23 protein-coding genes are annotated in these 24,669 nt (G+C 57.7%); 12 read left to right on the plus strand and 11 right to left on the minus strand.

The annotated features are described in order from the left end of the window. Positions 1-2: 2 nt before the first annotated feature. The 5 genes from selB to IM291_RS16990 all read right to left on the minus strand — a co-directional run bounded on the left by selB (position 3) and on the right by IM291_RS16990 (position 5,520). Positions 3-1,841, minus strand: a complete 1,839-nt coding sequence (selB, locus tag IM291_RS16970) for a selenocysteine-specific translation elongation factor (RefSeq protein WP_192987364.1) — start codon at positions 1,839-1,841, stop codon at positions 3-5. After that, positions 1,838-3,223, minus strand: a complete 1,386-nt coding sequence (selA, locus tag IM291_RS16975; protein ID WP_063943260.1) for an L-seryl-tRNA(Sec) selenium transferase — start codon at positions 3,221-3,223, stop codon at positions 1,838-1,840. The genes selB and selA overlap by 4 nt, the downstream gene beginning before the upstream one ends. A gap of 102 nt (positions 3,224-3,325) precedes the next feature. Then, positions 3,326-3,934, minus strand: coding sequence for a glutathione S-transferase (locus tag IM291_RS16980; protein ID WP_028015050.1), 609 nt, complete (start codon positions 3,932-3,934; stop codon positions 3,326-3,328). 90 nt (positions 3,935-4,024) lie between these two features. Next, complete coding sequence (locus tag IM291_RS16985; protein ID WP_028015049.1) at positions 4,025-5,161, minus strand: HlyD family secretion protein; 1,137 nt, start codon at positions 5,159-5,161, stop codon at positions 4,025-4,027. Between the two features lie 2 nt (positions 5,162-5,163). Further along, positions 5,164-5,520 carry a DUF3302 domain-containing protein gene (locus tag IM291_RS16990; protein WP_028015048.1) on the minus strand — a complete coding sequence of 119 codons (357 nt, stop codon included), beginning with the start codon at positions 5,518-5,520 and terminating at the stop codon, positions 5,164-5,166. 634 nt (positions 5,521-6,154) lie between these two features. Between IM291_RS16990 and IM291_RS16995 the strand changes: the two genes are divergently transcribed. The 4 genes from IM291_RS16995 (at position 6,155) to IM291_RS17010 (ending at position 10,320) form a co-directional block, all read left to right on the plus strand. Beyond that, the gene (locus IM291_RS16995) at positions 6,155-8,062 is read left to right on the plus strand and encodes a PTS mannitol transporter subunit IICBA (protein WP_028015047.1); all 1,908 of its coding nucleotides are present in this window, start codon (positions 6,155-6,157) and stop codon (positions 8,060-8,062) included. Between the two features lie 102 nt (positions 8,063-8,164). Then, positions 8,165-9,313, plus strand: a complete 1,149-nt coding sequence (gene mtlD / locus IM291_RS17000) for a mannitol-1-phosphate 5-dehydrogenase (protein ID WP_192971811.1) — start codon at positions 8,165-8,167, stop codon at positions 9,311-9,313. Beyond that, complete coding sequence (gene mtlR / locus IM291_RS17005; RefSeq protein WP_045260046.1) at positions 9,310-9,900, plus strand: mannitol operon repressor MtlR; 591 nt, start codon at positions 9,310-9,312, stop codon at positions 9,898-9,900. The genes mtlD and mtlR overlap by 4 nt, the downstream gene beginning before the upstream one ends. A gap of 57 nt (positions 9,901-9,957) precedes the next feature. Further along, entirely contained in the window at positions 9,958-10,320 is a 363-nt protein-coding gene (locus IM291_RS17010; protein ID WP_008502724.1) for a YibL family ribosome-associated protein, read from the plus strand. Between the two features lie 74 nt (positions 10,321-10,394). Here the strand turns inward: IM291_RS17010 and IM291_RS17015 are convergent, their stop codons facing one another. Next, complete coding sequence (locus IM291_RS17015) at positions 10,395-11,552, minus strand: integrase core domain-containing protein (protein WP_063155063.1); 1,158 nt, start codon at positions 11,550-11,552, stop codon at positions 10,395-10,397. Positions 11,553-11,863: 311 nt separating this feature from the next. On the opposite strand from IM291_RS17015, the gene lldP reads away from it, so the two are divergent. From lldP to trmL, 5 genes are all read left to right on the plus strand, one after another. Next, on the plus strand, positions 11,864-13,519 hold the full coding sequence (gene lldP, locus IM291_RS17020; protein ID WP_192987366.1) for an L-lactate permease: 1,656 nt from the start codon (positions 11,864-11,866) through the stop codon (positions 13,517-13,519). Continuing rightward, positions 13,516-14,289, plus strand: coding sequence for a transcriptional regulator LldR (gene lldR / locus IM291_RS17025; RefSeq protein ID WP_192987368.1), 774 nt, complete (start codon positions 13,516-13,518; stop codon positions 14,287-14,289). Before lldP ends, lldR begins: the two co-directional genes overlap by 4 nt. Then, entirely contained in the window at positions 14,286-15,473 is a 1,188-nt protein-coding gene (gene lldD / locus IM291_RS17030; protein ID WP_049001275.1) for an FMN-dependent L-lactate dehydrogenase LldD, read from the plus strand. Before lldR ends, lldD begins: the two co-directional genes overlap by 4 nt. Before the next feature lie 180 nt (positions 15,474-15,653). Beyond that, positions 15,654-16,994: an aromatic acid/H+ symport family MFS transporter gene (locus IM291_RS17035; RefSeq protein WP_192987370.1), complete on the plus strand. Its 1,341-nt coding sequence runs from the start codon at positions 15,654-15,656 to the stop codon at positions 16,992-16,994. Between the two features lie 45 nt (positions 16,995-17,039). Further along, positions 17,040-17,513, plus strand: a complete 474-nt coding sequence (gene trmL, locus IM291_RS17040) for a tRNA (uridine(34)/cytosine(34)/5-carboxymethylaminomethyluridine(34)-2'-O)-methyltransferase TrmL (RefSeq protein WP_059357132.1) — start codon at positions 17,040-17,042, stop codon at positions 17,511-17,513. Here the strand turns inward: trmL and cysE are convergent. The 5 genes from cysE to IM291_RS17065 all read right to left on the minus strand — a co-directional run bounded on the left by cysE (position 17,510) and on the right by IM291_RS17065 (position 20,619). Continuing rightward, positions 17,510-18,331 (minus strand): serine O-acetyltransferase, encoded by an 822-nt coding sequence (cysE, locus tag IM291_RS17045; protein ID WP_008502718.1) that lies wholly within the window; start codon positions 18,329-18,331, stop codon positions 17,510-17,512. The two genes, trmL and cysE, sit on opposite strands and share 4 nt — an antisense overlap. 74 nt (positions 18,332-18,405) lie before the next feature. Then, positions 18,406-19,425 carry an NAD(P)H-dependent glycerol-3-phosphate dehydrogenase gene (gpsA, locus tag IM291_RS17050; RefSeq protein WP_045630251.1) on the minus strand — a complete coding sequence of 340 codons (1,020 nt, stop codon included), beginning with the start codon at positions 19,423-19,425 and terminating at the stop codon, positions 18,406-18,408. After that, complete coding sequence (gene secB / locus IM291_RS17055) at positions 19,425-19,892, minus strand: protein-export chaperone SecB (protein ID WP_003860835.1); 468 nt, start codon at positions 19,890-19,892, stop codon at positions 19,425-19,427. Before secB ends, gpsA begins: the two co-directional genes overlap by 1 nt. Positions 19,893-19,924: 32 nt before the next feature. Beyond that, positions 19,925-20,176, minus strand: a complete 252-nt coding sequence (grxC, locus tag IM291_RS17060; protein ID WP_028015037.1) for a glutaredoxin 3 — start codon at positions 20,174-20,176, stop codon at positions 19,925-19,927. Positions 20,177-20,187: 11 nt separating this feature from the next. After that, a complete protein-coding gene (locus IM291_RS17065; RefSeq protein ID WP_014882007.1) occupies positions 20,188-20,619 on the minus strand; it encodes a rhodanese-like domain-containing protein in 432 nt (143 codons plus the stop codon). A 246-nt stretch (positions 20,620-20,865) separates the two neighbouring features. On the opposite strand from IM291_RS17065, the gene gpmM reads away from it, so the two are divergent. From gpmM to IM291_RS17080, 3 genes are read left to right on the plus strand one after another with little or no spacing between them, the layout of a single operon-like run. Next, entirely contained in the window at positions 20,866-22,410 is a 1,545-nt protein-coding gene (gene gpmM, locus IM291_RS17070; RefSeq protein ID WP_192971817.1) for a 2,3-bisphosphoglycerate-independent phosphoglycerate mutase, read from the plus strand. Between the two features lie 33 nt (positions 22,411-22,443). Further along, the gene (gene envC, locus IM291_RS17075; RefSeq protein WP_231940812.1) at positions 22,444-23,703 is read left to right on the plus strand and encodes a murein hydrolase activator EnvC; all 1,260 of its coding nucleotides are present in this window, start codon (positions 22,444-22,446) and stop codon (positions 23,701-23,703) included. A 3-nt stretch (positions 23,704-23,706) separates the two neighbouring features. After that, entirely contained in the window at positions 23,707-24,657 is a 951-nt protein-coding gene (locus tag IM291_RS17080) for a divergent polysaccharide deacetylase family protein (RefSeq protein ID WP_045630248.1), read from the plus strand. Positions 24,658-24,669: the final 12 nt, after the last annotated feature.

The raw sequence follows: 24,669 nt of genomic DNA on the forward strand, positions 1-24,669 counted from the left end.
GCTCAGGGGAACAGCTGCGCGTCGCGAAGCAGATGGTCATTACCCCGGCGACGCGTAAACCCGATGCGGTTGAAATATTCCAGGATCTGGATCGCCAGCTTGCGGCCAACGTTCAGCCGGTCGCGGAAATCGGCTGCGCAGGTGGAGCCGCGCGCCTGATCCAGTTCGCGGATCAGGTTAGCAAACGCCACAATGCGATCGTTACGGTAATAACGATCTTTCACTATCGCGACTATCAGCCCCTGCTGCGCCGCATGGCGCAATACCTGACGCATCACCTGCTCGTCGGTGTTCGTTTCACGAGCCAGATCGCGAACCCACCAGGGTTCATCGCCAAACAGCGAGGCCACTTTTTGCCAGATTGCCTCCTGCTCTGCGGTGAACCCGGCTTTGTGATCCGGCAGGTGCAGCCAGCCGTGATGGCTTTTAATCACCCCGCTTTCGCGCATGTTTTCAATCAGCAGCAGCACCAGCGCATCGTCTTCCATCGGCAGCGCCATGCGTCGCAGGCGCTCGCGACCAGGACCGGGTTCATCCTGATGCTGTTCATGGTAAGTGGCGAGCGTGTTCAGGATCTTACGCTGCCAGTTTGCCGCAACCGGCGCATCGAGCAGGCTGTTGCCGGCCTGAATAAAGCCCGGCTGTTGGGTCAGCTGATGCAACCCTTCGCCGCTCAGCTGGCGTGCCCATGTAAAATCACTCAGGCTCACGGCCCCGCGCTCAAGATGCACCCGCAGCGCGGCGTTATCATCCTGAGCCTGTGCAAGCGCAGCCAACCATTGCAGGTATTCAGGCTTACGCTTGCCGCGTCGCGGCGGGTTCAGCGTCACTACCCGCGCCCCGGCCAGCGTTTCCCGTGCGGAAATGTCCCGCAGTACCAGACGGTCGTTATCCGCCAGCCAGAGCGGCGAATCAAAAACCAGTTCGGCAAGATCGTTTTCCAGCAGGGACACGCGCCCGGTGATATGGCTGGCCGCGTGGTGAATATGCAGCGGCTGCCATTGGGTCAGCGGGACGTTTGTCTGCAGGGAGACGATGACGCGTTCAGACGGCTCGGGCGGGGCGTCGGCCAGCAGCCAGTCGCCGCGGTTAAGCTGCTCTTTTTCCGCATCCCCGGCAATGTTGAGCGCGATCCGCTGCCCGGCGTGGGCGTGCTCCGCAGGCTGATTTTGCGCATGTAAGCCGCGCACGCGCATCGGTTTATTAACGCCCGTCAGCCAGAGGCTATCGCCCACCTTCACTTCACCGCTTAACGCCGTACCGGTGACCACCAGCCCCGCACCTTTGACGGTAAACGCCCGGTCAATCGCCAGACGGAAGCGGTGATGGCTGGCGTGCTCACGCGACGAAAGTTGCTGTAAATGGTGGCGAAGTTCGCCGATACCGCGCCCTTCTGTCGCTACGGTGACAAAAAGCGGTGCATCGGCAAAACCATATTCCCGTAAGGTCGCCTGCACCGCTTCGCGCACCTCGCTGACGCGCGCGTCGTCAACGCGATCGGCTTTAGTCAGCGCCACGGTCAGCAGCGGGTTGCCTGTCAGCTGGAGGATCGCCAGATGCTCACGGGTTTGCGCCATCACGCCGTCATCGCAGGCCACTACAAGCAGGGCATGATCGATGCCCCCCACGCCCGCCAGCATGTTGGAAAGAAATTTTTCATGCCCCGGAACATCAATAAAGCCCAGCACGCGGCCATCGGGCTGGGGCCAGTAGGCATAGCCAAGATCGATGGTCATGCCGCGCTTTTTCTCTTCCGGCAGGCGATCGGCGTTTATGCCGGTAATTGCCTGCAGTAACGTGGTTTTTCCGTGGTCGACGTGACCGGCGGTGGCAATAATCATTTCAACAACATCTCCAGAAATCGCTCTTCATCTTCAAGGCAGCGCAGATCCAGCCACATGCGGCCGTCGTAAATCCGTCCGATAACCGGCGTCGGCAGGCTACGCCAGCGCAACGACAGGGCCTCAAGGCGGCTACCGCGCCCGTCACGCGGGGTGAAGGTGAGCGCTTGACTCGGCAGCCTGTCCACCGGCAGCGAACCGCTGCCAATTTGCGACTGACAGGGCTCAATGCGAACGTCAAAATCGGGGTAGTGCGGGGCAACGCGCGGCAGCAGCCGTTCGGCCTGGGCGCGAATCGAGGCGGCATCCCGGCTTAACAGGCGCAGCGTGGGCAGGCGGTCGGCCAGTTTCTCCGGGTGGAGATAGAGGCGCAGCGTCGCCTCCAGCGCGGCAAGGGTCATTTTATCGGCCCGCAGGGCGCGTTTGAGCGGGTGCTGCTGCAGCTGCGCAATCAGCTCGCGCTTGCCGACGATGATTCCGGCCTGCGGCCCGCCCAGCAGTTTGTCGCCGGAAAAGCTGACCAGGCTCACGCCCGCCGCAATCATCTCTTGCGGCATCGGCTCTTTAGGCAGCCCGTACTGGCTGAGATCCACCAGCGAACCGCTGCCGAGATCGGCAATCACCGGAATATTCAGCTCACGCCCAATCGCCGCCAGCTCGGCCTCTTCAACCGTTTTGGTGAAGCCTTCAATATGATAATTGCTGGTGTGGACCTTCATCAGCAGGGCGGTGTTTTCATTCACCGCCGCGCGATAATCTTTCGCATGGGTACGGTTAGTCGTACCCACTTCATGCAGCGTGCAGCCCGCCTGGCGCATCACGTCCGGGATGCGAAACGCCCCGCCAATCTCCACCAGCTCGCCGCGGGACACCACCACCTCTCTGCCGCTCGCGGTCGCCGCCAGCATCAGCAGCACCGCCGCCGCGTTGTTATTCACAATGCAGGCATCTTCCGCACCGGTTAGCTGGCAGAGCAGATCCGCCAGCGCGCGATCGCGATGCCCGCGCCCGGCGCCGTCCAGATCGTACTCCAGCGTCACCGGCGAGCGCATGGCCTGCACGACCGCAGCCACCGCCTCTTCCGCCTGCTGGGCGCGTCCCAGGTTGGTGTGCAGCACGGTCCCCGTCAGGTTGACCACCGGGCGTAACGCGCTTTGCGCCTTCTCACCCAGCCGATGCTCAACTTCCTGCTCCCACGCTGCGCACCAGTCGGGCAAGGCGTTTTCGGCCTGGATATGGCCTCGGGCTTCATCCTGAAGCAGACGTAACATCTCCACCGTCGCGGTATGGCCGAAGCGCTCAACGGCAGCGTGAATGCGGGGCTCGCGAAGAAGTCGGTCGGTCGCGGGGATCTGGCTGTACAGCGAATGATGAGTAGTCATGAAAGCGCCTGGCGAGTAAATATCTTCCCCCTCCCGACGGGAGAGGGAGTTAACATGTGGAGGGATTGTACCGCCTCCGACGCCGAAGTGTTATAACCCGCGTCAAGCCTTTGGCGGTTCGGTGCGGGCAAAGCTCTCGCGGCTAAAGAGCGTTTCTGCGAGTTTCACCAGCAGCGGACGGTCAACGCACCAGCCAGGAGACACCCGGCGGAAGTTGAGATAGCCGATGGCGCAGGCGATGGCGATGGTTGCCAGGTCCAGGCTGTCGGTGTGGATCTTGCCCTCCCGGATAAGCTTTTCACACATATCCAGACTGCGGCTGATTTTTTCCCGCTGGCGCAGCAGCTCGCTTTCTGACTGCTGGGCGGCGGGCCTTGCCTGCTCGCGAACGGAGGTGAGTGCTGCATCCATAATGCCGTCGGCCAGGGCTTCAATTTGCTTCACCGCCAGCGCCGCTTTAGGGTCAGACGGCAGCATTGCCGGGGCAATGCCCAGCTGTTCGATATACTCCGCAATAATGGGGGAATCGAACCAGTATTCGCCCTCGTCCGTCACCAGCGCCGGAACTTTCCCCAGCGGGTTATACTGCGCGACGCCGTTTTCGGCGTTGTAGGGCTGTTCATTAACGAATTCAAATTCAATCCCTTTCTCCAGCAGGAGAATCGAGATTTTTCGCACGAAGGGACTGGTGTAGCTACCGATGAGTTTCATTGCCTGATCCTTGATGCCGGGAAAAAGTCAGTATGGATCAAGCGATGAAAAAAGGGCAGATATGCGTGTCGCATTCCCGCCCCGGAAGGATTAGTGATCGAGATAGAGGTAGTGCATCCAGCTGGTCATACGCAGCAGCACTTTACGCATCACCGAGACGTGGGCGAAATGATCCGAATAGACCGCCACCTGGGCATAAATACCGTCCGGCAAAGCATCGACGTCGGCGTTAGGCTCCAGTTCAATCAGCGCCTGTACGCCATCCGTACCCGGCGCAACGGTCAGTGCCTGCAAGGCACCCTGCGCCTGATACGACCCGCCCGGCACTACCGGCAGAACGCTGGTGAGCTTACCGGTGAAAACCTGGCCCGGCAGCGCGTTAAATACCACTTCCGCTTCATCACCCGGCTTCAGACGCAGCAGCGAGTTCTGACGGAACTGGGCCACAATCTGGCGCTTCTGTTCAGGAATGAAGACCATCACCGGGCGCAGCGGCAGCGCGGCGGCATAGGTTCCCGGACGGATCAGCACCTGGGTGATATAGCCATTGCTCGGCGCGCGCACCACGGTCTGATCGAGGTTGTATTTTGCTTCAGCAAGCTGGGCGCGTAACGAGGCAATCTGCGACTGCTCGCCGTTCACCATGCTGTCCAGCTGGCTTTGAATCTGCGTCTGCTCAGCAACGGAGCCTTTCACCATGGCATCCTGCGCCAGATAGTTCTGCCGCGCGTTATCAATATCGCTTTCAGAGAACGGATTCACCTTCGCCTGGCTGCCTTTGAGGTAGCGCTGATAATCTTTATATAGTCGATCGCGCTCAGCGGAGACGCGTGTCGTATTGGCAACCGCCTCCGAAAGCTGCGCTTTCAGAGTGTCGATATTGTGTGTCGCGGTCACCAGGTCCGCCTTCAGTCTGTCGACGCGCGCCTGATAGCGGCCCGGATCCAGTTTAAATAACACTTCGCCTTTTTTAATGAGCTGGTTATTTTTATCGGTCACTTCAGTAACCACCCCTGTGACCTGCGGCGTAATCGGAATGGAAATTACCGCTTTTTGCGCCGTAAAGGTATACGGATGGTTATAGTTCATTAGCAGAATGAGTCCGGCAACAATAAACACCCCGCCTAACGTCGCGGTAGCAAGCGTCCACTGATTTACCGGAATACGAAATATTTTAAAGATTGCCCAGGCAAATGCCACATAGGTCAGAATAATCAACAGATCCATGATTAGCGCTCCAGCGTGTTTTTATCATCAGAGGGCTGAACCGCTGCCAGCTTGTGTTCTAACTCGGCCACGCGTTTGGCCAGCGCATCCATCCCCGGAACCTCATCAGGCTTAGTAATGTGGTTCTGCATGCCCCAGCCGCGATCTTCGCGGTACAGCGTGGCCCAAATCCACAGGAACGGCCAGATGGCATGGAGCGTAAACAGGCTGATCCAGCCAGCCGTATGAATAGCATCGGCATGGGGATGATTACGCTTTTTAGCCATATTATAGGGGATGTCATGGATGGCGATGATTCCGTAAAAAAGAACCAGAAATACAAAAATCAACACGCCCAGCGCGAAATAGTTGAGAAACATAGTCTCCTCACTTAAACAACGTCAACTCATTACATTAATAAAACAGCACGCAGCCTAATTAATTTATTTTTAAATTTAAAAGGCACGCTGATTATTTCAGAGCCGGGGAGTATCGGTTTTTATAATATCTCCACGCAAGTTTATAAGCGTGTCAAAATATATCCTGAATAATAATATACTCAACCTTACATTATGAGCGTAATTCAGGTTTCAACTTTCCGCCATACTACATATGTAAACTGTTTTATTAGCTTTCCGTGTTACTCAAGGCCGTCCTGACGCCGATCGCAGTCGGAGAAATCGGCATAAAAATATTTTGTGAAACCAGTCACAATCCAGAAACAAACCCGCAAAAGCAAAACGTGACATTAATCACATAAAGAGGTGGTTTTTGCTCTATTTTTCGCCATCGTATTTTTTTTACTCGCCTGTTTTGTGACTCAGGTCACTTCATTCAACACCACACCCCCTACATTTACGTGACATGCATCACACAAAATTCCGCTGTCTGGACAGTTGAACGATTCAGTGCCAGATTTCACAGCATCAGAACAGGGTCCGGCTACCTCTGCCGCCTCATTAACAATAAACCTCGGGCCGCAAGCCTAAGCGTAAACAGAAGAAGGGGTGTTTTATGTCATCCGATTTCAAGATCAAAGTTCAAAGCTTTGGTCGTTTCCTCAGCAACATGGTGATGCCAAATATCGGCGCGTTTATCGCGTGGGGTATTATCACCGCATTGTTCATTCCGACAGGGTGGTTGCCTAACGAAACGCTGGCGAAACTTGTTGGCCCAATGATTACCTATCTCCTGCCGCTGCTCATCGGTTATACCGGTGGTCGTCTGGTGGGCGGTGACCGTGGTGGCGTCGTGGGTGCCATCACAACCATGGGCGTGATCGTCGGTGCGGATATGCCGATGTTCCTCGGTGCGATGATTGCCGGTCCTCTGGGCGGCTGGGCGATTAAGAAATTCGACGTCTGGGTTGATGGCAAGATCAAGTCCGGCTTCGAAATGCTGGTGAACAACTTCTCTGCGGGCATCATCGGGATGATCCTCGCGATTTTGGCGTTCCTCGGCATTGGTCCGGCTGTTGAAGTGCTGTCCAAACTGCTGGCGGCGGGCGTTAACTTCATGGTGGCGCACGACATGCTGCCGCTGGCGTCTATCTTCGTTGAACCGGCGAAAATCCTGTTCCTGAACAACGCCATTAACCACGGTATCTTCTCGCCGCTGGGTATTCAGCAGTCTCACGATCTCGGTAAGTCCATCTTCTTCCTGATTGAAGCGAACCCGGGTCCGGGTATGGGCGTTCTGCTGGCGTACATGTTCTTTGGTCGCGGCAGCGCGAAGCAGTCTGCTGGCGGCGCGGCTATCATCCACTTCCTGGGCGGTATCCACGAAATTTACTTCCCGTACGTGCTGATGAACCCACGTCTGATCCTGGCCGTTATCCTCGGCGGTATGACTGGTGTGTTCACCCTGAGCGTGCTGGGCGGCGGTCTGGTCTCCCCTGCTTCTCCAGGCTCTATCCTGGCGGTGCTGGCGATGACGCCGAAAGGCGCATACTTCGCGAACATCGCGGCGATCTGTGCGGCGATGGCGGTCTCCTTCGTGGTCTCTTCTATCCTGCTGAAAACCAGCAAGGTGAAAGAAGACGACGATATCGAAGCGGCAACCCGTCGTATGCACGACATGAAAGCCGAATCCAAAGGTGCGACCCCGCTGGCGGCTGGCGATGTTTCTAACGACCTGAGCCACGTGCGTAAAATCATCGTTGCCTGCGACGCCGGTATGGGTTCCAGCGCAATGGGTGCCGGCGTGCTGCGTAAGAAAGTGCAGGATGCGGGCCTGACCAACATCTCCGTAACCAACAGCGCAATTAACAACCTGCCGCCGGACGTTGACCTGGTCATCACGCACCGCGATCTGACCGAGCGCGCTATGCGTCAGGTACCGCAGGCACAGCACATCTCGCTGACCAACTTCCTGGACAGCGGCCTGTACACCAGCCTGACCGAACGTCTGGTTGCCGCGCAGCGCCACGAAGACAACGAAGTGAAGGTGCGCACCAGCCTGCAGGACAGCTTTGACGAGAGCAACGCTCACCTGTTTAAGCTGGGCGCGGAGAACATCTTCCTCGGCCGTACCGCGAGCACCAAAGAAGAGGCGATTCGCTTTGCCGGTGAACAGCTGGTGAAGGGCGGCTACGTTCAGCCAGAATACGTTGACGCGATGCTGGAACGTGAAAAACTGACGCCAACCTACCTGGGTGAATCCATCGCGGTTCCGCACGGTACGGTTGAAGCGAAAGACCGCGTGCTGAAAACCGGCGTGGTGTTCTGTCAGTATCCTGACGGTGTGCGCTTCGGTGAAGAAGAGGACGACATCGCCCGTCTGGTGATTGGTATCGCCGCTCGCAACAACGAGCATATTCAGGTGATTACCAGCCTGACCAACGCGCTGGATGATGAGTCCGTCATCGAGCGCCTGGCACAAACTGAAAGCGTTGAAGAAGTTCTGGCCCTGCTCAACAAATAGCAGCGCCTCTTCCCTCTCCCCTTCGGGGAGAGGGCTAGGGTGAGGGGGAAACGTTCCTCACCCCAGCCCTCTCGGGTAAAAACATTGATGAAGGTTAACACTATGAAAGCATTACATTTTGGCGCAGGTAATATCGGTCGTGGCTTTATCGGTAAACTGCTGGCAGACGCGGGCATTACCCTGACATTCGCCGATGTGAATCAGGTGGTTCTGGATGCCCTGAATGCCCGTCATAGCTATCAGGTTCATGTGGTGGGTGAAAACGAACAGGTTGAAACCGTCTCTGGCGTCAACGCGGTCAGCAGCATCGGCGACGACGTGATTGACCTGATCGCCAGCGTTGATCTGGTGACCACCGCCGTGGGTCCGGTGGTGCTTGAACGTATTGCTCCTGCTGTCGCGAAAGGCCTGACGAAGCGTAAAGCACAGGGCATTGAAACACCGCTGAACATCATCGCCTGTGAAAACATGGTGCGCGGCACCACGCAGCTGAAAGGCCACGTTATGGCGGCCGTGGCTGAGGAAGATAAAGCCTGGGTTGAAGCGCACGTCGGGTTTGTGGATTCCGCTGTAGACCGTATCGTTCCGCCGTCCGAATCCGCCACCAACGATCCGCTGGAAGTCACGGTTGAAACCTTCAGCGAGTGGATCGTCGATAAAACTCAGTTCAAGGGCGCGCTGCCGACCATTCCGGGAATGGAACTCACTGATAACCTGATGGCATTTGTCGAACGCAAACTCTTCACGCTGAACACCGGGCATGCTATAACCGCGTACCTCGGAAAATTGGCCGGTCATCAGACCATTCGCGACGCGATCCTCGATGAGCAGATCCGCGCGGTGGTGAAAGGGGCAATGGAAGAGAGCGGCGCGGTGCTGATCAAACGCTACGGTTTTGATGCTGATAAACACGCAGCATACATCCAGAAAATCCTCGGTCGTTTTGAAAACCCGTATCTGAAAGATGACGTTGAGCGCGTGGGCCGTCAGCCGCTGCGTAAGCTGAGCGCGGGCGACCGCCTGATTAAGCCGCTGCTGGGCACGCTGGAATACGGTCTGCCGCACGCCAACCTGGTGAAAGGAATTGTTGCCGCGATGCACTACCGCAGCGAGCAGGATCCGCAGGCGATTGAGCTGGCTCAGCTGATTGATGACAAAGGCGCGCAGGCTGCGCTGGCGCAGATTTCCGGTCTGGACGCCAGCAGCGACGTGGTTGCGGAGGCGGTTAACGCATACAACGCAACCAAATGATGCAGAATCCGGCGCAGGTAAGCCTGCGCCCGAATAACAGATTGTCAGATATGCAGGCAATAATGGAACAAACCCAGGCCTTTGAAAATCGTGTGCTTGAGCGTCTGAATGCTGGCAAAACCGTACGAAGTTTCCTGATTGCCGCCGTCGAGCTGTTAACCGAGGCGGTGAATATCCTGGTGCTTCAGGTGTTTCGCAAAGACGACTACGCGGTAAAGTACGCTGTAGAACCGTTACTGGACGGAGACGGACCGCTGGGCGATCTGTCGGTGCGTCTGAAGCTGATTTATGGTCTTGGCGTGCTCAACCGCCAGGAGTATGAAGACGCTGAACTGTTAATGGCGCTGCGCGAAGAGCTCAATCATGACGGTAGTGAGTACACTTTTACCGATGATGAGATCCTGGGGCCGTTCGGCGAGCTGCACTGCGTCACCGCCCTGCCTCCTGCTCCCCATTTTGATAACAGCGACCCTGAACTGTACGCGATGCAAAAGCTGCGCTATCAACAGGTTGTCCGTTCCACGATGGTCCTCTCCCTGACTGAGCTGATTTCTAAAATCAGCTTAAAAAAAGCGTTTCAGAAGTAAGCCCGTTCACATTGGTGTATCCTTCCCTGTAATTCCCCCGATTTAGAGTCAATTGTCATGAAAGAAGTCGAAAAGAACGAAATTAAACGCCTGAGCGACCGTCTGGATCTGATCCGTCACCAGATGGCTGGCCTGTCTCTGGTTGATTCCGCCGAGAAATATGCCGAGCTGGAAAAAGAGACCGCGAAGCTGGAAGCGGAAATCGAGCGCCTGCGCGAAGTCAAAGGCCAGAAGCTGAGCAAAGAAGCGCAGAAGCTGATGAACATGCCGCACCGCCGCGCGATCACCAAAAAAGAGCAGGCCGACATGGGCAAGCTGAAGAAAAGCGTCCGTGGTCTGGTGGTGGTACACCCGATGACCGAGCTTGGCCGCGAAATGGGCCTGAAAGAGATGACGGGTTTTTGTAAGACCGCATTCTGATTTCATGCCGGGTGGCGCTGCTGTATGACCGGATACATAGGTGACAGATCAGACCGGGAACATAGGTAACACTTTTAGTCTATCCGGAGCACACTCTGGGTTTTTCGGTCGTAGTACGCAAGCGTTATTCCGTTAAAGATGATGGCCTCAAGGCCATCATCTTGTTCTTCCAGCATGATGTACTCATCAGTCAGCGCTTCACTCAGGAACACCGTCCCCTTTTTCCCCATATAGAGTGTCCCCCTCGATTTCACCCTGTAGACCGTTCCTCCTGACGGATAGGCATAGTCAGGAACACGGCCATCCCACTGTCGCTTCGAGGGTTGCCACACCGTTCCGGGCGTTGCACCCGCCAGGGCTTCATGCGGTCTTTCATAGTTAAATTCTTTCCGGTAGTCACTGAACCACCGCTGTTGTTCTTCCATCGTCATGAAGGTGTTCCCCTGCGCCAGCGCACTTTTCAGGGAACGGTGCATGCGTTCGTGCCGCCCGTTCTCTTCGGGATGGCCCCGGCGGATTCGTTCCGGTCTGACGCCCAGCTTTATCAGCCAGACTGCAAGACGACTTAACCCGGCGATACCCGTCCCTGCGAAGGGCTGACCATTATCGGTTCTCAGAACGTCCGGCAGACCGTACTCCAGGAACGCCTCCGTCAGACAGTGCCTGACGAAGGGCTCGCTCTCACGGTCCGTTCCACGGCAGCTCAGCAGATACCGGCTGTGGTTGTCGGTCAGGGTGAAGGGATGACAGTACTCTCTGCTCAGTAGCCTGAACTTGCCTTTAAAATCAGCGCTCCAGACCTGATTGTTCTCACTGATGCTGGTCAGGGGCCGGCGATTCCCCGGCGTTCTGCGCTTTCTCTTTCTGTCAGGTACCAGGCCTTCACGTTTGAGGATATCGCCGACAGTGCTGGCAGCAGGAACGGTAAAATCGACGTGATGATTGAGGAGCCACATCCGCAGTTTTTTCGGGCCCCAGTCAGGGTGTTTCTGACGCAGGGCAGTCAGGTGTCCGACGACCTCATCAGGAACCGTCCGGGAGTGGGAGCGTGGTGCGCGCGATCGGTCAGAGAGAGAGGACAGGTCAGAAGGGTCAAAACGCTGAAGCCATTTGTAGCCGGTTTTGCGGCTAATGCCAAAAAGACGGCAAAGAGCAGAGAAGGAGTCCGTACCTGCATGGCAGGCACGGATAAAATCAAGGCGTTGCATAGGTCGGGTCTCAGTCCAGGGCATAGCGAGTCTCCTCTTCTATGCCAGTTATAACTGTTACCCATGTTTCCGGTTCATACCCTGCGCTTACCCGGCCTACTCTTTTCCGCTTCGCGTGAATTGGTCCAACCAATAGCGCATTTAATCCTCCCCCGGTTCACAATTCCATCATTTCCGCTCACAAAACCATTGCCACTCCATAACATCTGGTTAACCATTCATTGTCATTAACCCTACAACACAATATTGGCAGGACCACTTTTACACAGCTTGTGACGCAGAGTTGAGCGGAGACTCACCCGCAGCACAGGCTGTCTGGTCCCCAGGAGACCTGCATGAGCCTCTGGCAACAAAACTACGACCCGGCCGGCAATATCTGGCTGTCGAGCCTGATCGCATCGCTACCGATCCTGTTCTTCTTCTTTGCGCTGATTAAGCTCAAGCTGAAGGGCTACCTTGCCGCGACGTATACCGTTGCCATCGCCCTGCTGGTGGCGCTGTTCTTCTACAAGATGCCGGTCGACCGCGCGCTGGCCTCCGTCGTCTACGGTTTCTTCTACGGCCTGTGGCCGATTGCGTGGATCATCATCGCCGCGGTCTTTGTCTATAAAATCTCGGTAAAGACCGGGCAGTTCGACATCATTCGTTCGTCGATTCTCTCCATCACGCCTGACCAGCGCCTGCAGATGCTGATTGTCGGCTTCTCCTTCGGGGCGTTTCTGGAAGGCGCGGCAGGTTTTGGCGCACCGGTGGCGATCACCGCCGCGCTGCTGGTCGGGTTGGGCTTTAACCCGCTGTACGCCGCTGGCCTGTGCCTGATTGTGAACACCGCACCGGTGGCGTTTGGCGCGATGGGGATTCCTATTCTGGTGGCCGGACAGGTGACTGGGCTGGACAGCTTTGAGATCGGCCAGATGGTTGGCCGCCAGCTGCCGTTCCTGACCATTATTGTCCTCTTCTGGATCATGGCGATTATGGACGGCTGGCGCGGCGTGAAGGAGACCTGGCCTGCGGTGATGGTGGCAGGCGGTTCGTTCGCGATTGCCCAGTATCTCAGCTCAAACTTCCTCGGCCCGGAACTGCCGGACATTATCTCTTCCCTGGTGTCGCTGGTCTGCCTGACGCTGTTCCTGAAACGCTGGCAGCCGGTGCGCATCTTCCGCTTTGCCGACATGGGCGCGTCGCATGTGGATCAGACCCTCGCCCGCACGGGCTATACCGCAGGACAGATCGTCCGCGCGTGGTCGCCGTTCCTGTTCCTGACCGCTACCGTGACGCTGTGGAGCATACCGCCGTTTAAAGCGCTGTTCGCTCCCGGCGGCGCGCTGTACGACATGGTGATTAACGTCTCCGTGCCGTTCCTCGACAAGATGGTTGCCCGTATGCCGCCGGTCGTGCACGACGCCACCCCGTATGCGGCAGTGTTTAAGTTTGACTGGTTCTCCGCCACCGGTACGGCCATCCTGTTTGCGGCACTCCTTTCTGTGGTGTGGCTGCGCATGAAGCCTGCCGCCGCGGTACAGACTTTTGCGGCAACGATTAAAGAGCTGATGCTGCCGATCTACTCCATCGGCATGGTGCTGGCGTTCGCGTTTATCTCGAACTACTCCGGCCTGTCGTCGACGCTGGCGTTAGCGCTGGCGCACACCGGACACGCGTTCACCTTCTTCTCGCCGTTCCTCGGCTGGCTGGGGGTGTTCCTGACGGGTTCAGATACCTCGTCTAACGCTCTGTTTGCCGCCCTGCAGGCGACGGCTGCGCAGCAGATTGGCGTGTCGGACGTGCTGCTGGTCGCCGCGAACACCACCGGCGGCGTGACCGGCAAAATGATCTCCCCGCAGTCCATCGCCATTGCCTGTGCGGCGGTGGGACTGGTGGGCAAAGAGTCGGACCTGTTCCGCTTTACCGTGAAGCACAGCCTGATATTCACCTGCATGGTCGGGGTGATCACCACCCTGCAGGCCTATGTCTTAACCTGGATGATCCCATGATAGTGATGCCCAGACGCCTGTCCGACGAGATTGCCTCTCGCGTGCGGGCGCTGATTGAAGAACAACAGCTGGAAGCGGGCATGAAATTGCCCGCCGAGCGCCAGCTTGCCGCCCGGCTTGGCGTATCGCGTAACTCATTGCGCGAGGCGCTGGCGACGCTGGTCAGCGAAGGCGTACTGGTGAGCCGTCGCGGCGGCGGCACTTTTGTGCGCTGGCAGCATGATAACTGGTCCGAGCAAAACATCGTTCAGCCGCTGAAGACGCTGCTGGAAAACGACCCGGACTACAGCTTCGACATTCTAGAAGCGCGTCACGCCATCGAAACCAGTACCGCATGGCACGCAGCGATGCGGGCAACCGAAGCCGACAAAGAGAAGCTCAAAGCCTGCTTCGAAGCCACGCTAAGCAGCGACCCGGACATCGCCTCCCAGGCGGACGTGCGTTTTCATCTGGCAATCGCCGAGGCGTCGCACAACGTGGTGCTGCTCCAGACCATGCGCGGGTTCTTCGACCTGCTGCAATCCTCCGTGAAGCAGAGCCGCCAGCGCATGTATCTGGTCCCGCCGGTCTTTGCCCAGCTGACCGAACAGCACGAGGCGGTGCTCAACGCCATTCTGGCCGGCGATGCCGAAGCCGCGCGCAAAGCGATGATGGCGCATCTCGGCTTCGTGCACACCACCATTAAACGATTTGATGAAGACCAGGCCCGACAGGCGCGTATTACCCGTCTGCCTGGCGACAGTGATATTTCCAGGGAGAACAAAGCATGATTATTTCAGCAGCCAGTGACTACCGCGCCGCGGCGCAGCGCATTTTGCCGCCGTTCCTGTTCCACTACATCGACGGTGGGGCGTATGCCGAATACACCCTGCGCCGCAACGTGGAGGATCTGTCAGAAGTGGCCCTGCGCCAGCGCGTGCTGAAGAATATGTCTGACCTGAGCCTTGAGACGAAGCTGTTTAACGAAACACTTTCCATGCCGGTAGCGCTCGCACCTGTCGGCTTATGCGGCATGTACGCCCGCCGGGGCGAAGTGCAGGCCGCCGCCGCAGCGGATGCCAAAGGCATTCCGTTTACCCTCTCTACCGTCTCGGTCTGTCCGATTGAAGAGGTCGCGCCGACCCTCAAGCGCCCGATGTGGTTCCAGCTGTACGTCCTGCGCGATCGCGGCTTTATGCGTAACGCCCTGGAGCGCGCCAAAGCGGCGGGCTGCTCCACGCTGGTCTTTACCGTTGATATGCCGACCCCGGGCGCGCGCTACCGTGATGCCCACTCCGGCATGAGCGGCCCGAACGCTGCCCTGCGCCGCTACTGGCAGGCGGTAACGCATCCACAGTGGGCGTGGGACGTCGGCCTGAACGGTCGTCCACACGATCTGGGGAACATCTCGGCCTACCTTGGCAAACCGACCGGGCTGGAGGATTACATCGGCTGGCTGGCGAACAACTTCGATCCGTCGATCTCGTGGAAAGACCTGGAGTGGATCCGCGAATTCTGGGACGGCCCGATGGTGATCAAGGGGATCCTCGATCCGGAAGATGCCCGCGACGCGGTACGCTTTGGTGCAGACGGGATTGTGGTCTCTAACCACGGCGGACGCCAGCTCGACGGCGTGCTCTCTTCCGCCCGCGCCCTGCCGGCCATTGCCGATGCGGTGAAAGGCGATATTGCCATTCTGGCCGACAGCGGCATCCGCAACGGGCTGGACGTGGTGCGCATGATTGCGCTGGGTGCCGACAGCGTGCTGCTGGGCCGCGCGTACCTGTACGCGCTGGCCACCAGCGGCCAGGCGGGCGTGGCAAATCTGCTGAACCTGATCGAGAAAGAGATGAAGGTGGCGATGACCCTGACCGGCGCGAAGTCGATCAGTGAAATCAGCAAGGATTCACTGGTGCAGGAGTTGAGCAAACTACCGGCGGCGCTGGCTCCGCTGTCACATGGCGACGCGGCCTGATCCTCTCCCGTTACCCCACCTTTCCCATGCGTCCGATTTCCCCCTCGGGCGCTTTTTTTGTCGAAAATAACACCTGCGTAACATTCTGGATAAGAAAATTTGACACACCCCTCCCGTTCGCAATTGTATAGACAAGCAAATACAAGAACACAATAACAACATCACATCGGAGGGGAGCGTATGACCTATTCAGGTAAGGTGGATATTCAGCAGGTGATCGACGAGAGTCCTTTTTCAGGGTTTCACTGGCTTCTTATCGTGCTGGGCTTTCTGGTTCTGGCGATCGATGGTTTTGATACGGCAGCGATGGGCTACATCGCGCCTACGCTGTCGGCGGAGTGGGGAATACATAAGCAGGATTTGGGGCCGGTGCTGAGTGCGGCGCTGCTGGGGCTGTCGCTGGGAGCCCTTATTGCAGGTCCGGTATCGGACCGGATGGGACGCAAGCGCGTGCTGGTCTTCTCGTGCCTGTTCTTCGGCCTGGCGAGCCTGGGGACGGCCTGGGCGCAAAGCCTCAACACCCTGACGCTATGGCGCTTTCTGACGGGTCTCGGGCTCGGCGCCGCCATGCCTAACGCCATCACGCTGATCTCAGAGTTCGCCCCCCAGCGCTGCCGCGCCATGGCGATTAATACCATGTACTGCGGCTTCCCTCTGGGCGCAGCGGGCGGCGGGGCGATCTCTTCCTGGCTAATTCCTCACCACGGCTGGCGAAGCGTGCTGCTGACCGGCGCGATTGCACCGCTGATTTTAACCGTGCTGCTGGCGCTGCTGCTGCCGGAATCGGTGAAGTTTCTGGTGCAGTGCGGGAAAGACGTCGCGCAGGTTCGCCGCATTGCCAGCCGGTTCAGCCGCAGCACGCTGGAGAGCGTTACAGGCTTTTTCCTGGCGGAAGAGAAAGCCGCGTCTAAAAAAGGAAGCGTGGGGCAGCTGTTTTCCATGCCCTGGCTACCCGGCACCCTGATGCTGTGGGTGACTTATTTTATGGGGCTGGTGATTTACTACGTCCTGCTTAGCTGGATGCCGACGCTGATGCAGGGGATGGGTTATGCCCTGGCGGAATCCGCCTGGCTCACCTCGCTGTTTACCTTCGGCGGCACCGCAGGCATTCTGCTCGCGGGCTGGATGATGGACCGCTGGGAAGCGCACAAGGTGGTCGCAGGTGGTTTTGTGCTGACGATGGGCCTGATTCTTTTGCTTGGCCTTGAGCATAACCATATCGCCCTGTTTGGCGGGCTGATTTTCCTGATGGGGATCGCGATGAACGGCGCGCAGTCGGGCATGCAAACCCTGGCCGCCACCTTTTACCCTACCGAGTGCCGCGCGACGGGTATCGCCTGGATGCAGGGCATCGGCCGCTTTGGCGGCGTGGCGGGCACCATGACCAGCGCCCAGCTTCTTTCCCTGCAGTGGCAGGCAGACAGTATTTTAATGATCCTCAGCGTGCCCGCTCTGGTGGCCGCTGCGGCAACCGTCTACAAAATGCTTTACAGCCGCTCGCAGGAACCCGGCGTCGCGTAGTTCCTCTCTTTTCTGCTATTCTGCCCCCGCAATTAAGGGGGCAGCATGCTTAACATCGTTTTATTCGAACCAGAAATTCCGCCGAACACCGGCAATATCATCCGCCTGTGCGCCAACACCGGTTTTCGTCTGCACATCATCGAGCCGATGGGCTTTACGTGGGACGACAAACGCCTGCGCCGCGCGGGGCTGGATTACCATGAATTTACCGCCGTGGTTCGCCATCACGATTACGCCGCGTTTCTGGAAGCAGAGAGGCCGCAGCGCATGTTCGCCCTGACCACCAAAGGCACGCCAGCGCACAGCGCCGTGAGCTATCAGGAGGGTGACTATCTGATGTTTGGCCCGGAAACCCGCGGCCTGCCGGCCACGATCCTCGATGCCCTGCCCGCTGAGCAGAAAATCCGTATTCCGATGATGCCGGACAGTCGCAGCATGAACCTGTCGAACGCGGTGTCGGTGGTGGTGTATGAAGCCTGGCGCCAGCTGGGTTACCCGGGCGCCATTCTCAGAAGTTAAATGCCGTCACCATACTCGAAGGTATGGTGAATGCCGTTGAAGTGCTGATCCATATCCATCGACGGCTTATCGCTGTCTGGCTTACCAACGATGCGCGCCGGTACGCCAGCGGCGGTGGTGTGCGGCGGCACGGGCTGGAGCACAACCGACCCCGCGCCAATCTTCGCGCCGCGCCCGACTTCGATATTGCCGAGGATTTTAGCCCCCGCGCCAATCATCACCCCTTCACGAATTTTCGGATGGCGATCGCCGCTGGTTTTTCCGGTACCGCCCAGGGTAACCGACTGCAGGATCGAGACGTCGTCTTCAATCACCGCCGTTTCCCCGACAACGATACCGGTGGCGTGGTCGAGCATGATCCCGCGGCCAATCTTCGCCGCCGGGTGAATATCAACCTGAAACGTCACGGAAACCTGGTTTTGCAGGAAGATCGCCAGCGCGCGGCGGCCTTCATTCCATAGCCAGTGGCCAATGCGGTACGCCTGCAGGGCGTGGAAGCCTTTCAGGTACAGCAGCGGCGTAGAATATTTATCGACCGCCGGGTCACGGGTGCGCACGGCCTGGATATCACAGGCGGCAGACGCAATCATTTCCGGGTCAGCGGCGTAAGCCTCTTCCACCACCTCACGAATGGCGATAGCAGGCATAATGGAGGAAGCCAGCTTATTGGCGAGCATATAGCTCAGGGCGCTGCCGAGGTTTTCGTGCTTGAGTAGCGTCGCGTGATAGAAACTGGCCAGCATAGGCTCACAGTCGGCCAAAGCGCGGGCTTCGGCTTTAATATTATTCCAGACGATATCCAGTTCTTCACACGGCATTGCTAACTCCAGACGATAGTTAATGACCAGCCAGTTCTGCGCTGGCTGGGTCATTCAGGTGACAACGGTTCCGACTAGTTACTGCTGCGCTCGTCCTTGCGCGCACGACCTAATAGGGTCAATGCTGCCTCGCGCGCATTTTTTCCGCAATACAATACCTGATAAATTTCCTCGGTTATTGGCATTTCGACACCGAAACGGTGCGCCAACTCGCGGACTTCTTTGGTATTGCGGTAGCCTTCCACCACCTGTCCAATCTTCTCTTGCGCGCTTTTTACATCGCTGCCCTGTCCGAGCATCATGCCAAAGCGGCGGTTACGCGACTGGTTATCGGTACAGGTCAGCACCAGATCCCCCAGCCCAGCCATACCCATAAAGGTGGCCGGATCGGCACCCAGCGCTTCGCCCAGACGGGACATCTCGGTTAAGCCGCGGGTAATCAACGCCGTACGCGCGTTGGCGCCAAAGCCAATACCGTCAGACATCCCGGCCCCGATGGCAATCACGTTCTTCACCGCGCCACCCAGCTGCACGCCGATAAAATCGGGGTTGCTGTAGACGCGGAAGCTCTTGCCGCAGTGCAGCAGTTGCTGGAGATCGTCGGAGAAGGCCTGATCGGTGGATGCCAGCGAGATCGCCGTCGGCAGGCCCGCAGCCAGCTCTTTGGCAAAGGTCGGCCCGGAGATGACCGCCAGCGGGATCTCATCCCCCAGCGCTTCGCGGGCAACGTCCTGCAGCAGACGTCCGGTTTCCGCTTCCAGCCCTTTGGTCGCCCAGACGATACGCGCATCCGGGCGCATCAGCGGCTTGATCTGATTCAGCACGTCGCCAAAGACATGGCTTGGCACCACAATCAAAATGTTGCGGCTGGCCGCCAGCGCGGTTGCAAGATCGCTTTCCAGGTGCAGGGTGTCAGGGAACGGAACGTCCGGGAGAAACGCCACATTGCAACGGTCGCGCTGCAGCGTGGCGATATGTTTTGGATCGTGGCCCCACAGGACCACGTCGTGACCATTTCTTGCCAGCGTGATGGCAAGAGCGGTGCCGTATGAGCCGGCACCGATCACAGTCATTGACGCATTAACAGTGCTCATCAGGCATCCTGATGTTGTTCGGCACCTTCGCCAGCCTGCTGCTGCAGATAGTTCATGAACAGCGCATCAAAGTTCACTGGCGCAAGGTTCAGTTGCGGGAATGTACCGCGAGAAACCAGGCTGGTGATGCATTCACGGGCATACGGGAACAGGATGTTCGGGCAGTATGCACCCAGGCAATGCGCCATCTGGTTGCCTTCGATGCCGCCGATGGAGAAGATACCGCCCTGCTGTACTTCGCACAGGAATGCAGTTTCTTCGCCCAGAGAGGCGGTCACGGTCACACGCAGTACGACTTCATACACGTCATCCGCCAGCTGGGTGGATGCGGTATCCAGATCAAGTTTAACCTCTGGCTGCCAGTCTTTCTGGAAAACGTGCGGCGCATTTGGCGCTTCGAAAGAGACATCCTTGGTGTAGATACGCTGGATCTGGAAAGTCATTTCGGTGTTGTTTTGTTCTGACATGGAAATACCCTTTTTAATTGTCCTAAAGTCTCTTAGCTCAGCAGCGGATCGAGTCCACCACGGGCGTCGAGCGCATACAAGTCATCACAGCCGCCAATGTGCTGCGCATCAATAAAAATCTGCGGAACCGTCGTACGACCACTACGTTGGATCATCTCTTCGCGTTTGATCGCGTCACCGTCAATCGGCAGTTCCTGGAACGTGACGCCTTTGCTGCTCAGCAGCGCTTTCGCACGGTGGCAGAACGGGCACGTCGCTTTGGTGTAGATCTCAATATTGGCCATGACTGAACTCCTTATTTACCGCGAACCAAAGGAAGATTTTCCCCGCTCCAGCCGGAAATACCTTCTTTCAGTACCGTTACGTTTTCGAAGCCCGCTTTGTAAAGCGCGCTGGCAGATTCCTGCGCCTGCATACCGGTCGCATCCACAACGATAATGGGCTGGGCTTTGTGTTTCTCAAGCTCACCAACGTTGTTGGCTTTGATTTCAGCTGGCAACAGGTTGATTGCGCCGGCAATGTGACCTTTACGGAAATCGTCACGCTGACGCAGATCGACAACGACGGCATCTTCTTTGTTAATCAGACGCGTCGCTTCACCACGGGTGATAACCTTAATCTTAGACGTCAGGCTCTTAAATGTGGTGAACAGCACAGCAGCCAGCAGGCCAATCCACGCGATGCTCAGTACCGGATGGCGGCTAACGAATTGCATAATTTCTTGCATGGAGGGTAACTACTCCCGACTAAGTGATAAAAAAACCAGGACAGGAGTATACCTGTGCGTTCTGGCAAATACAGCCAGCGACCATAACCTAATCCATTTTCTGCGGCATGCCACCTAAAAAAATGCCTCAAAATGGTCCGGTCAGCATCTTGCCCCCGCGTTTTCTTTGATCTTCTGCGGCTATTTGATCGATTCAGCTGTAGTAAAATTACGCAAATTTTGACTCTTGAGCATGAGGTTATTGCAATGTCGGTTTCTAAAAAACCTATGGTACTGGTGATTCTGGATGGCTATGGCTACCGTGAAGATAGCCAGGATAACGCTATTTTCAACGCAAAAACCCCGGTCATGGATGCACTGTGGGCAAAACGTCCGCATACCCTGATTGACGCATCCGGTCTGGAAGTGGGCCTGCCGGATCGCCAGATGGGCAACTCCGAAGTTGGCCACGTTAACCTCGGCGCGGGTCGTATCGTGTATCAGGATCTGACCCGTCTGGACGTCGAAATCAAAGAACGCACCTTCTTCGCTAACCCGGTTCTCTGCGGTGCGGTAGATAAAGCCGTTGCGGCAGGTAAAGCGGTGCACATCATGGGTCTGCTCTCCGCAGGCGGCGTGCACAGCCACGAAGATCACATCATGGCGATGGTTGAACTGGCCGCTGAACGCGGTGCGGAAAAAATCTACCTGCACGCCTTCCTGGACGGTCGCGACACGCCACCGCGCAGCGCAGAAGGGTCCCTGAAAGCTTTCGAAGACAAATTCACTGCGCTGGGCAAAGGCCGCGTGGCCTCCATCATTGGCCGTTACTACGCTATGGACCGCGACAACCGCTGGGATCGCGTTGAACAGGCCTATGACCTGATGACCCTGGCAAAAGGGGAATTCCAGTTCCCGACTGCGGTTGAAGCACTTGAAGCCGCTTACGCGCGTGATGAAAACGATGAATTCGTAAAAGCGTCCGTGATTCGCGCGGAAGGCCAGGCCGATGCCGCAATGGAAGATGGCGACGCGCTGATCTTCATGAACTTCCGCGCTGACCGCGCGCGCGAAATCACCCGTGCGTTCGTCAACAGCGACTTCGACGGTTTCGCCCGTAAAAAAGTGGTGAACATCGACTTCATCCAGCTGACCGAATACGCGGCAGATATCAAAGCGCCGTGCGCTTACCCACCAGCCTCGCTGGCTAACACCTTCGGCGAGTGGATGGCGAAGAACGACAAAACCCAGCTGCGTATCTCCGAAACTGAGAAGTATGCGCACGTGACCTTCTTCTTTAACGGCGGCGTTGAAGAGCCGTTCAAAGGCGAAGAGCGCATTCTGATCAACTCGCCGAAAGTTGCGACTTACGATCTGCAGCCAGAGATGAGCTCTGCGGAATTGACTGAAAAACTGGTCGCGGCCATCGAAAGCGGCAAGTACGACACCATCATTTGTAACTACCCGAACGGCGACATGGTCGGCCATACCGGCGTAATGGAAGCGGCAGTGAAGGCGGTTGAAGCGCTGGACCACTGCGTTGAGCAGGTTGCGAAAGCGGTTGAGTCCGTTGGCGGCCAGCTGCTGATCACCGCTGACCACGGTAACGCCGAGCAGATGCGCGACCCGGCAACCGGTCAGGCGCACACCGCCCATACCAACCTGCCTGTTCCACTGATTTATGTGGGTGATAAATCACTGAAAGCAGTAGAAGGCGGCAAGCTTTCCGACATCGCGCCAACCATGTTGTCGCTGATGGGTATGCCGATCCCTGAAGAGATGACTGGTAAGCCGCTGTTCATCGTGGAATAATCGCTCCCCATGAGGGGAAAGGCGATTTTTTCAATCACATGGGTCGTGAAGCCGCTTAGGCTATCAGTCAGACCTCTGCTTTGCGCCAGCGCACTCAGCGCTGGCGTATTGCTGTGCGCCGCATCCGCCCACGCGGATGACCGCGACCAGCTGAAATCCATTCAGGCCGATATCGCCGCCAAAGAGCGTGCGGTACGCCAGCAGCAACAGCAGCGCGCCACCCTGCTCGCCCAGCTTAAGCAGCAGGAAGAGGCCATCTCCGCTGCCGCACGTAAACTCCGTGAAACGCAAAACACCCTCACCCAGTTGAACAAACAGATCGACGAGATGAATGCGTCGATTGCCAAACTGGAGCGCCAGCGTGACGCGCAGGAGCGCAACCTCGCAGCACAGCTGGATGCCGCATTCCGCCAGGGTGAGCATACCGGACTCCAGCTGATCCTCAGCGGTGAAGAGAGCCAGCGCGGCCAGCGTCTGCAGGCCTATTTCGGCTATCTGAACCAGGCGCGTCAGGAGACCATTGCACAGCTGAAGCAGACGCGTGAAGAGGTTTCCACCCAAAAAGCGGAGCTGGAAGAGAAGCAGAGCCAGCAGCAGACGTTGCTCTACGAACAAAAAGCGCAGCAGGCGAAACTTGAGCAGGCCCGTAACGAACGCAAGAAAACGCTGTCGGGTCTTGAGTCCTCCATTCAGGCAGGACAGAGCCAGCTGAGCGAAATGCGCGCCAACGAATCAAAACTGCGTAACAGCATTGCCCGTGCGGAAGCCGCAGCGAAGGCGCGCGCCGAAAAAGAGGCCCGCGAGGCGCAGGCGGTTCGCGACAAGCAGCAGGAAGCCTCCCGGAAAGGGACCACCTACAAGCCAAGCGAAAGCGAACGCTCCCTGATGTCGCGTACCGGCGGTCTGGGTTCCCCGCGCGGTCAGGCCTACTGGCCCGTTCGCGGCACTATTCTGCATCGCTATGGCGAACAGCTGCAGGGTGAGCTACGTTGGAAAGGGATCGTTATCGGTGCGTCTGAAGGTAGCGAAGTGAAAGCCATCGCCGATGGCCGCGTGATTCTGGCCGACTGGCTGCAGGGTTACGGGCTGGTGGTGGTGGTCGAGCATGGTAAAGGCGACATGAGTCTTTACGGCTACAACCAGAGCGCGCTGGTCAGCGTCGGCACCCAGGTGCGCGCCGGCCAACCCATCGCCCTTGTGGGCAGCAGTGGCGGTCAGGGCCGCCCGTCACTCTATTTCGAAATTCGTCGTCAGGGTCAGGCGGTCAATCCACAGCCGTGGTTGGGAAGATAAGTTTTGCTTCAATTTCGTCGAATGGTTCTCTCCGTCGTCAGCGCACTGGCGCTGGCTGCACCGGTATATGCAGGTAAACTCGCCATCGTGATTGATGACTTCGGTTATCGACCACACTATGAAAATCAGGTGCTGGCGATGCCGTCAGCCATCTCCGTCGCCGTCCTGCCGAATGCGCCTCACGCGCATGAAATGGCGACCAAAGCGCACAATAGCGGCCACCAGGTCCTCATCCATCTTCCGATGGCACCGCTCAGCAAGCAGCCGCTGGAAAAAGACACCCTGCGCCCGGATATGAGCAGCGATGAGATCGAGCGCATCATCCGCGACGCCTATAACAAGGTGCCGTATGCCGTGGGTCTGAACAACCATATGGGTAGCGCGATGACCTCCAGCCTGTACGGTATGCTGAAGGTGATGCAGGCGCTGGAGCGTTACAATCTCTATTTCCTCGACAGCATGACCATTGGCAACAGCCAGGCGATGCGTGCCGCTCAGGGTACGGGGGTGAAGGTCATCAAGCGCAAAGTCTTCCTGGACGACTCCCAGAACGAAGCGGATATCCGCGTGCAGTTCAACCGCGCGGTACAGCTGGCGCGCCGTAACGGTTCGGCGATTGCCATCGGGCACCCGCATCCGTCTACCGTTCGCGTTTTGCAGCAAATGCTGCCGACCTTACCCGCCGATATCACGCTGGTACGCCCGAGCGATCTGCTCAATGAACCGCAGGTAGACACGTCTCGTCCGGAGAGCGCTCAACCTCCGGCAACGCAGCCGCGTAATCCGTTCCGCGGCGTGAAGAACTGCGCGCTGAAAAAGCCGCTCGAGCCGGTGCATGCAACCCGCTTCTTTGCGGTCATCAGCGAAAGCGTGGGCCAAAGTACGCTGGTGCAGTACTTCCAGCACCAGTGGCAGGGATGGGGTAAAAAAGTCTCAGCGAACCAATCCCAGTGACAGGCGATTAAG

The organism is Enterobacter cloacae complex sp. P27C, from assembly GCF_014895705.1.
GTDB classification, from domain to species: domain Bacteria; phylum Pseudomonadota; class Gammaproteobacteria; order Enterobacterales; family Enterobacteriaceae; genus Enterobacter; species Enterobacter bugandensis.

Coding starts and splice junctions, on each gene's coding strand:
- selB (WP_192987364.1), bottom strand. CDS start 1,841: ATGATTATTGCCACCGCCGGTCACGTCGACCACGGAAAAACCACGTTA.
- selA (WP_063943260.1), bottom strand. CDS start 3,223: ATGACTACTCATCATTCGCTGTACAGCCAGATCCCCGCGACCGACCGA.
- IM291_RS16980 (WP_028015050.1), bottom strand. CDS start 3,934: ATGAAACTCATCGGTAGCTACACCAGTCCCTTCGTGCGAAAAATCTCG.
- IM291_RS16985 (WP_028015049.1), bottom strand. CDS start 5,161: ATGGATCTGTTGATTATTCTGACCTATGTGGCATTTGCCTGGGCAATC.
- IM291_RS16990 (WP_028015048.1), bottom strand. CDS start 5,520: ATGTTTCTCAACTATTTCGCGCTGGGCGTGTTGATTTTTGTATTTCTG.
- IM291_RS16995 (WP_028015047.1), top strand. CDS start 6,155: ATGTCATCCGATTTCAAGATCAAAGTTCAAAGCTTTGGTCGTTTCCTC.
- mtlD (WP_192971811.1), top strand. CDS start 8,165: ATGAAAGCATTACATTTTGGCGCAGGTAATATCGGTCGTGGCTTTATC.
- mtlR (WP_045260046.1), top strand. CDS start 9,310: ATGATGCAGAATCCGGCGCAGGTAAGCCTGCGCCCGAATAACAGATTG.
- IM291_RS17010 (WP_008502724.1), top strand. CDS start 9,958: ATGAAAGAAGTCGAAAAGAACGAAATTAAACGCCTGAGCGACCGTCTG.
- IM291_RS17015 (WP_063155063.1), bottom strand. CDS start 11,552: ATGCCCTGGACTGAGACCCGACCTATGCAACGCCTTGATTTTATCCGT.
- lldP (WP_192987366.1), top strand. CDS start 11,864: ATGAGCCTCTGGCAACAAAACTACGACCCGGCCGGCAATATCTGGCTG.
- lldR (WP_192987368.1), top strand. CDS start 13,516: ATGATAGTGATGCCCAGACGCCTGTCCGACGAGATTGCCTCTCGCGTG.
- lldD (WP_049001275.1), top strand. CDS start 14,286: ATGATTATTTCAGCAGCCAGTGACTACCGCGCCGCGGCGCAGCGCATT.
- IM291_RS17035 (WP_192987370.1), top strand. CDS start 15,654: ATGACCTATTCAGGTAAGGTGGATATTCAGCAGGTGATCGACGAGAGT.
- trmL (WP_059357132.1), top strand. CDS start 17,040: ATGCTTAACATCGTTTTATTCGAACCAGAAATTCCGCCGAACACCGGC.
- cysE (WP_008502718.1), bottom strand. CDS start 18,331: ATGCCGTGTGAAGAACTGGATATCGTCTGGAATAATATTAAAGCCGAA.
- gpsA (WP_045630251.1), bottom strand. CDS start 19,425: ATGAGCACTGTTAATGCGTCAATGACTGTGATCGGTGCCGGCTCATAC.
- secB (WP_003860835.1), bottom strand. CDS start 19,892: ATGTCAGAACAAAACAACACCGAAATGACTTTCCAGATCCAGCGTATC.
- grxC (WP_028015037.1), bottom strand. CDS start 20,176: ATGGCCAATATTGAGATCTACACCAAAGCGACGTGCCCGTTCTGCCAC.
- IM291_RS17065 (WP_014882007.1), bottom strand. CDS start 20,619: ATGCAAGAAATTATGCAATTCGTTAGCCGCCATCCGGTACTGAGCATC.
- gpmM (WP_192971817.1), top strand. CDS start 20,866: ATGTCGGTTTCTAAAAAACCTATGGTACTGGTGATTCTGGATGGCTAT.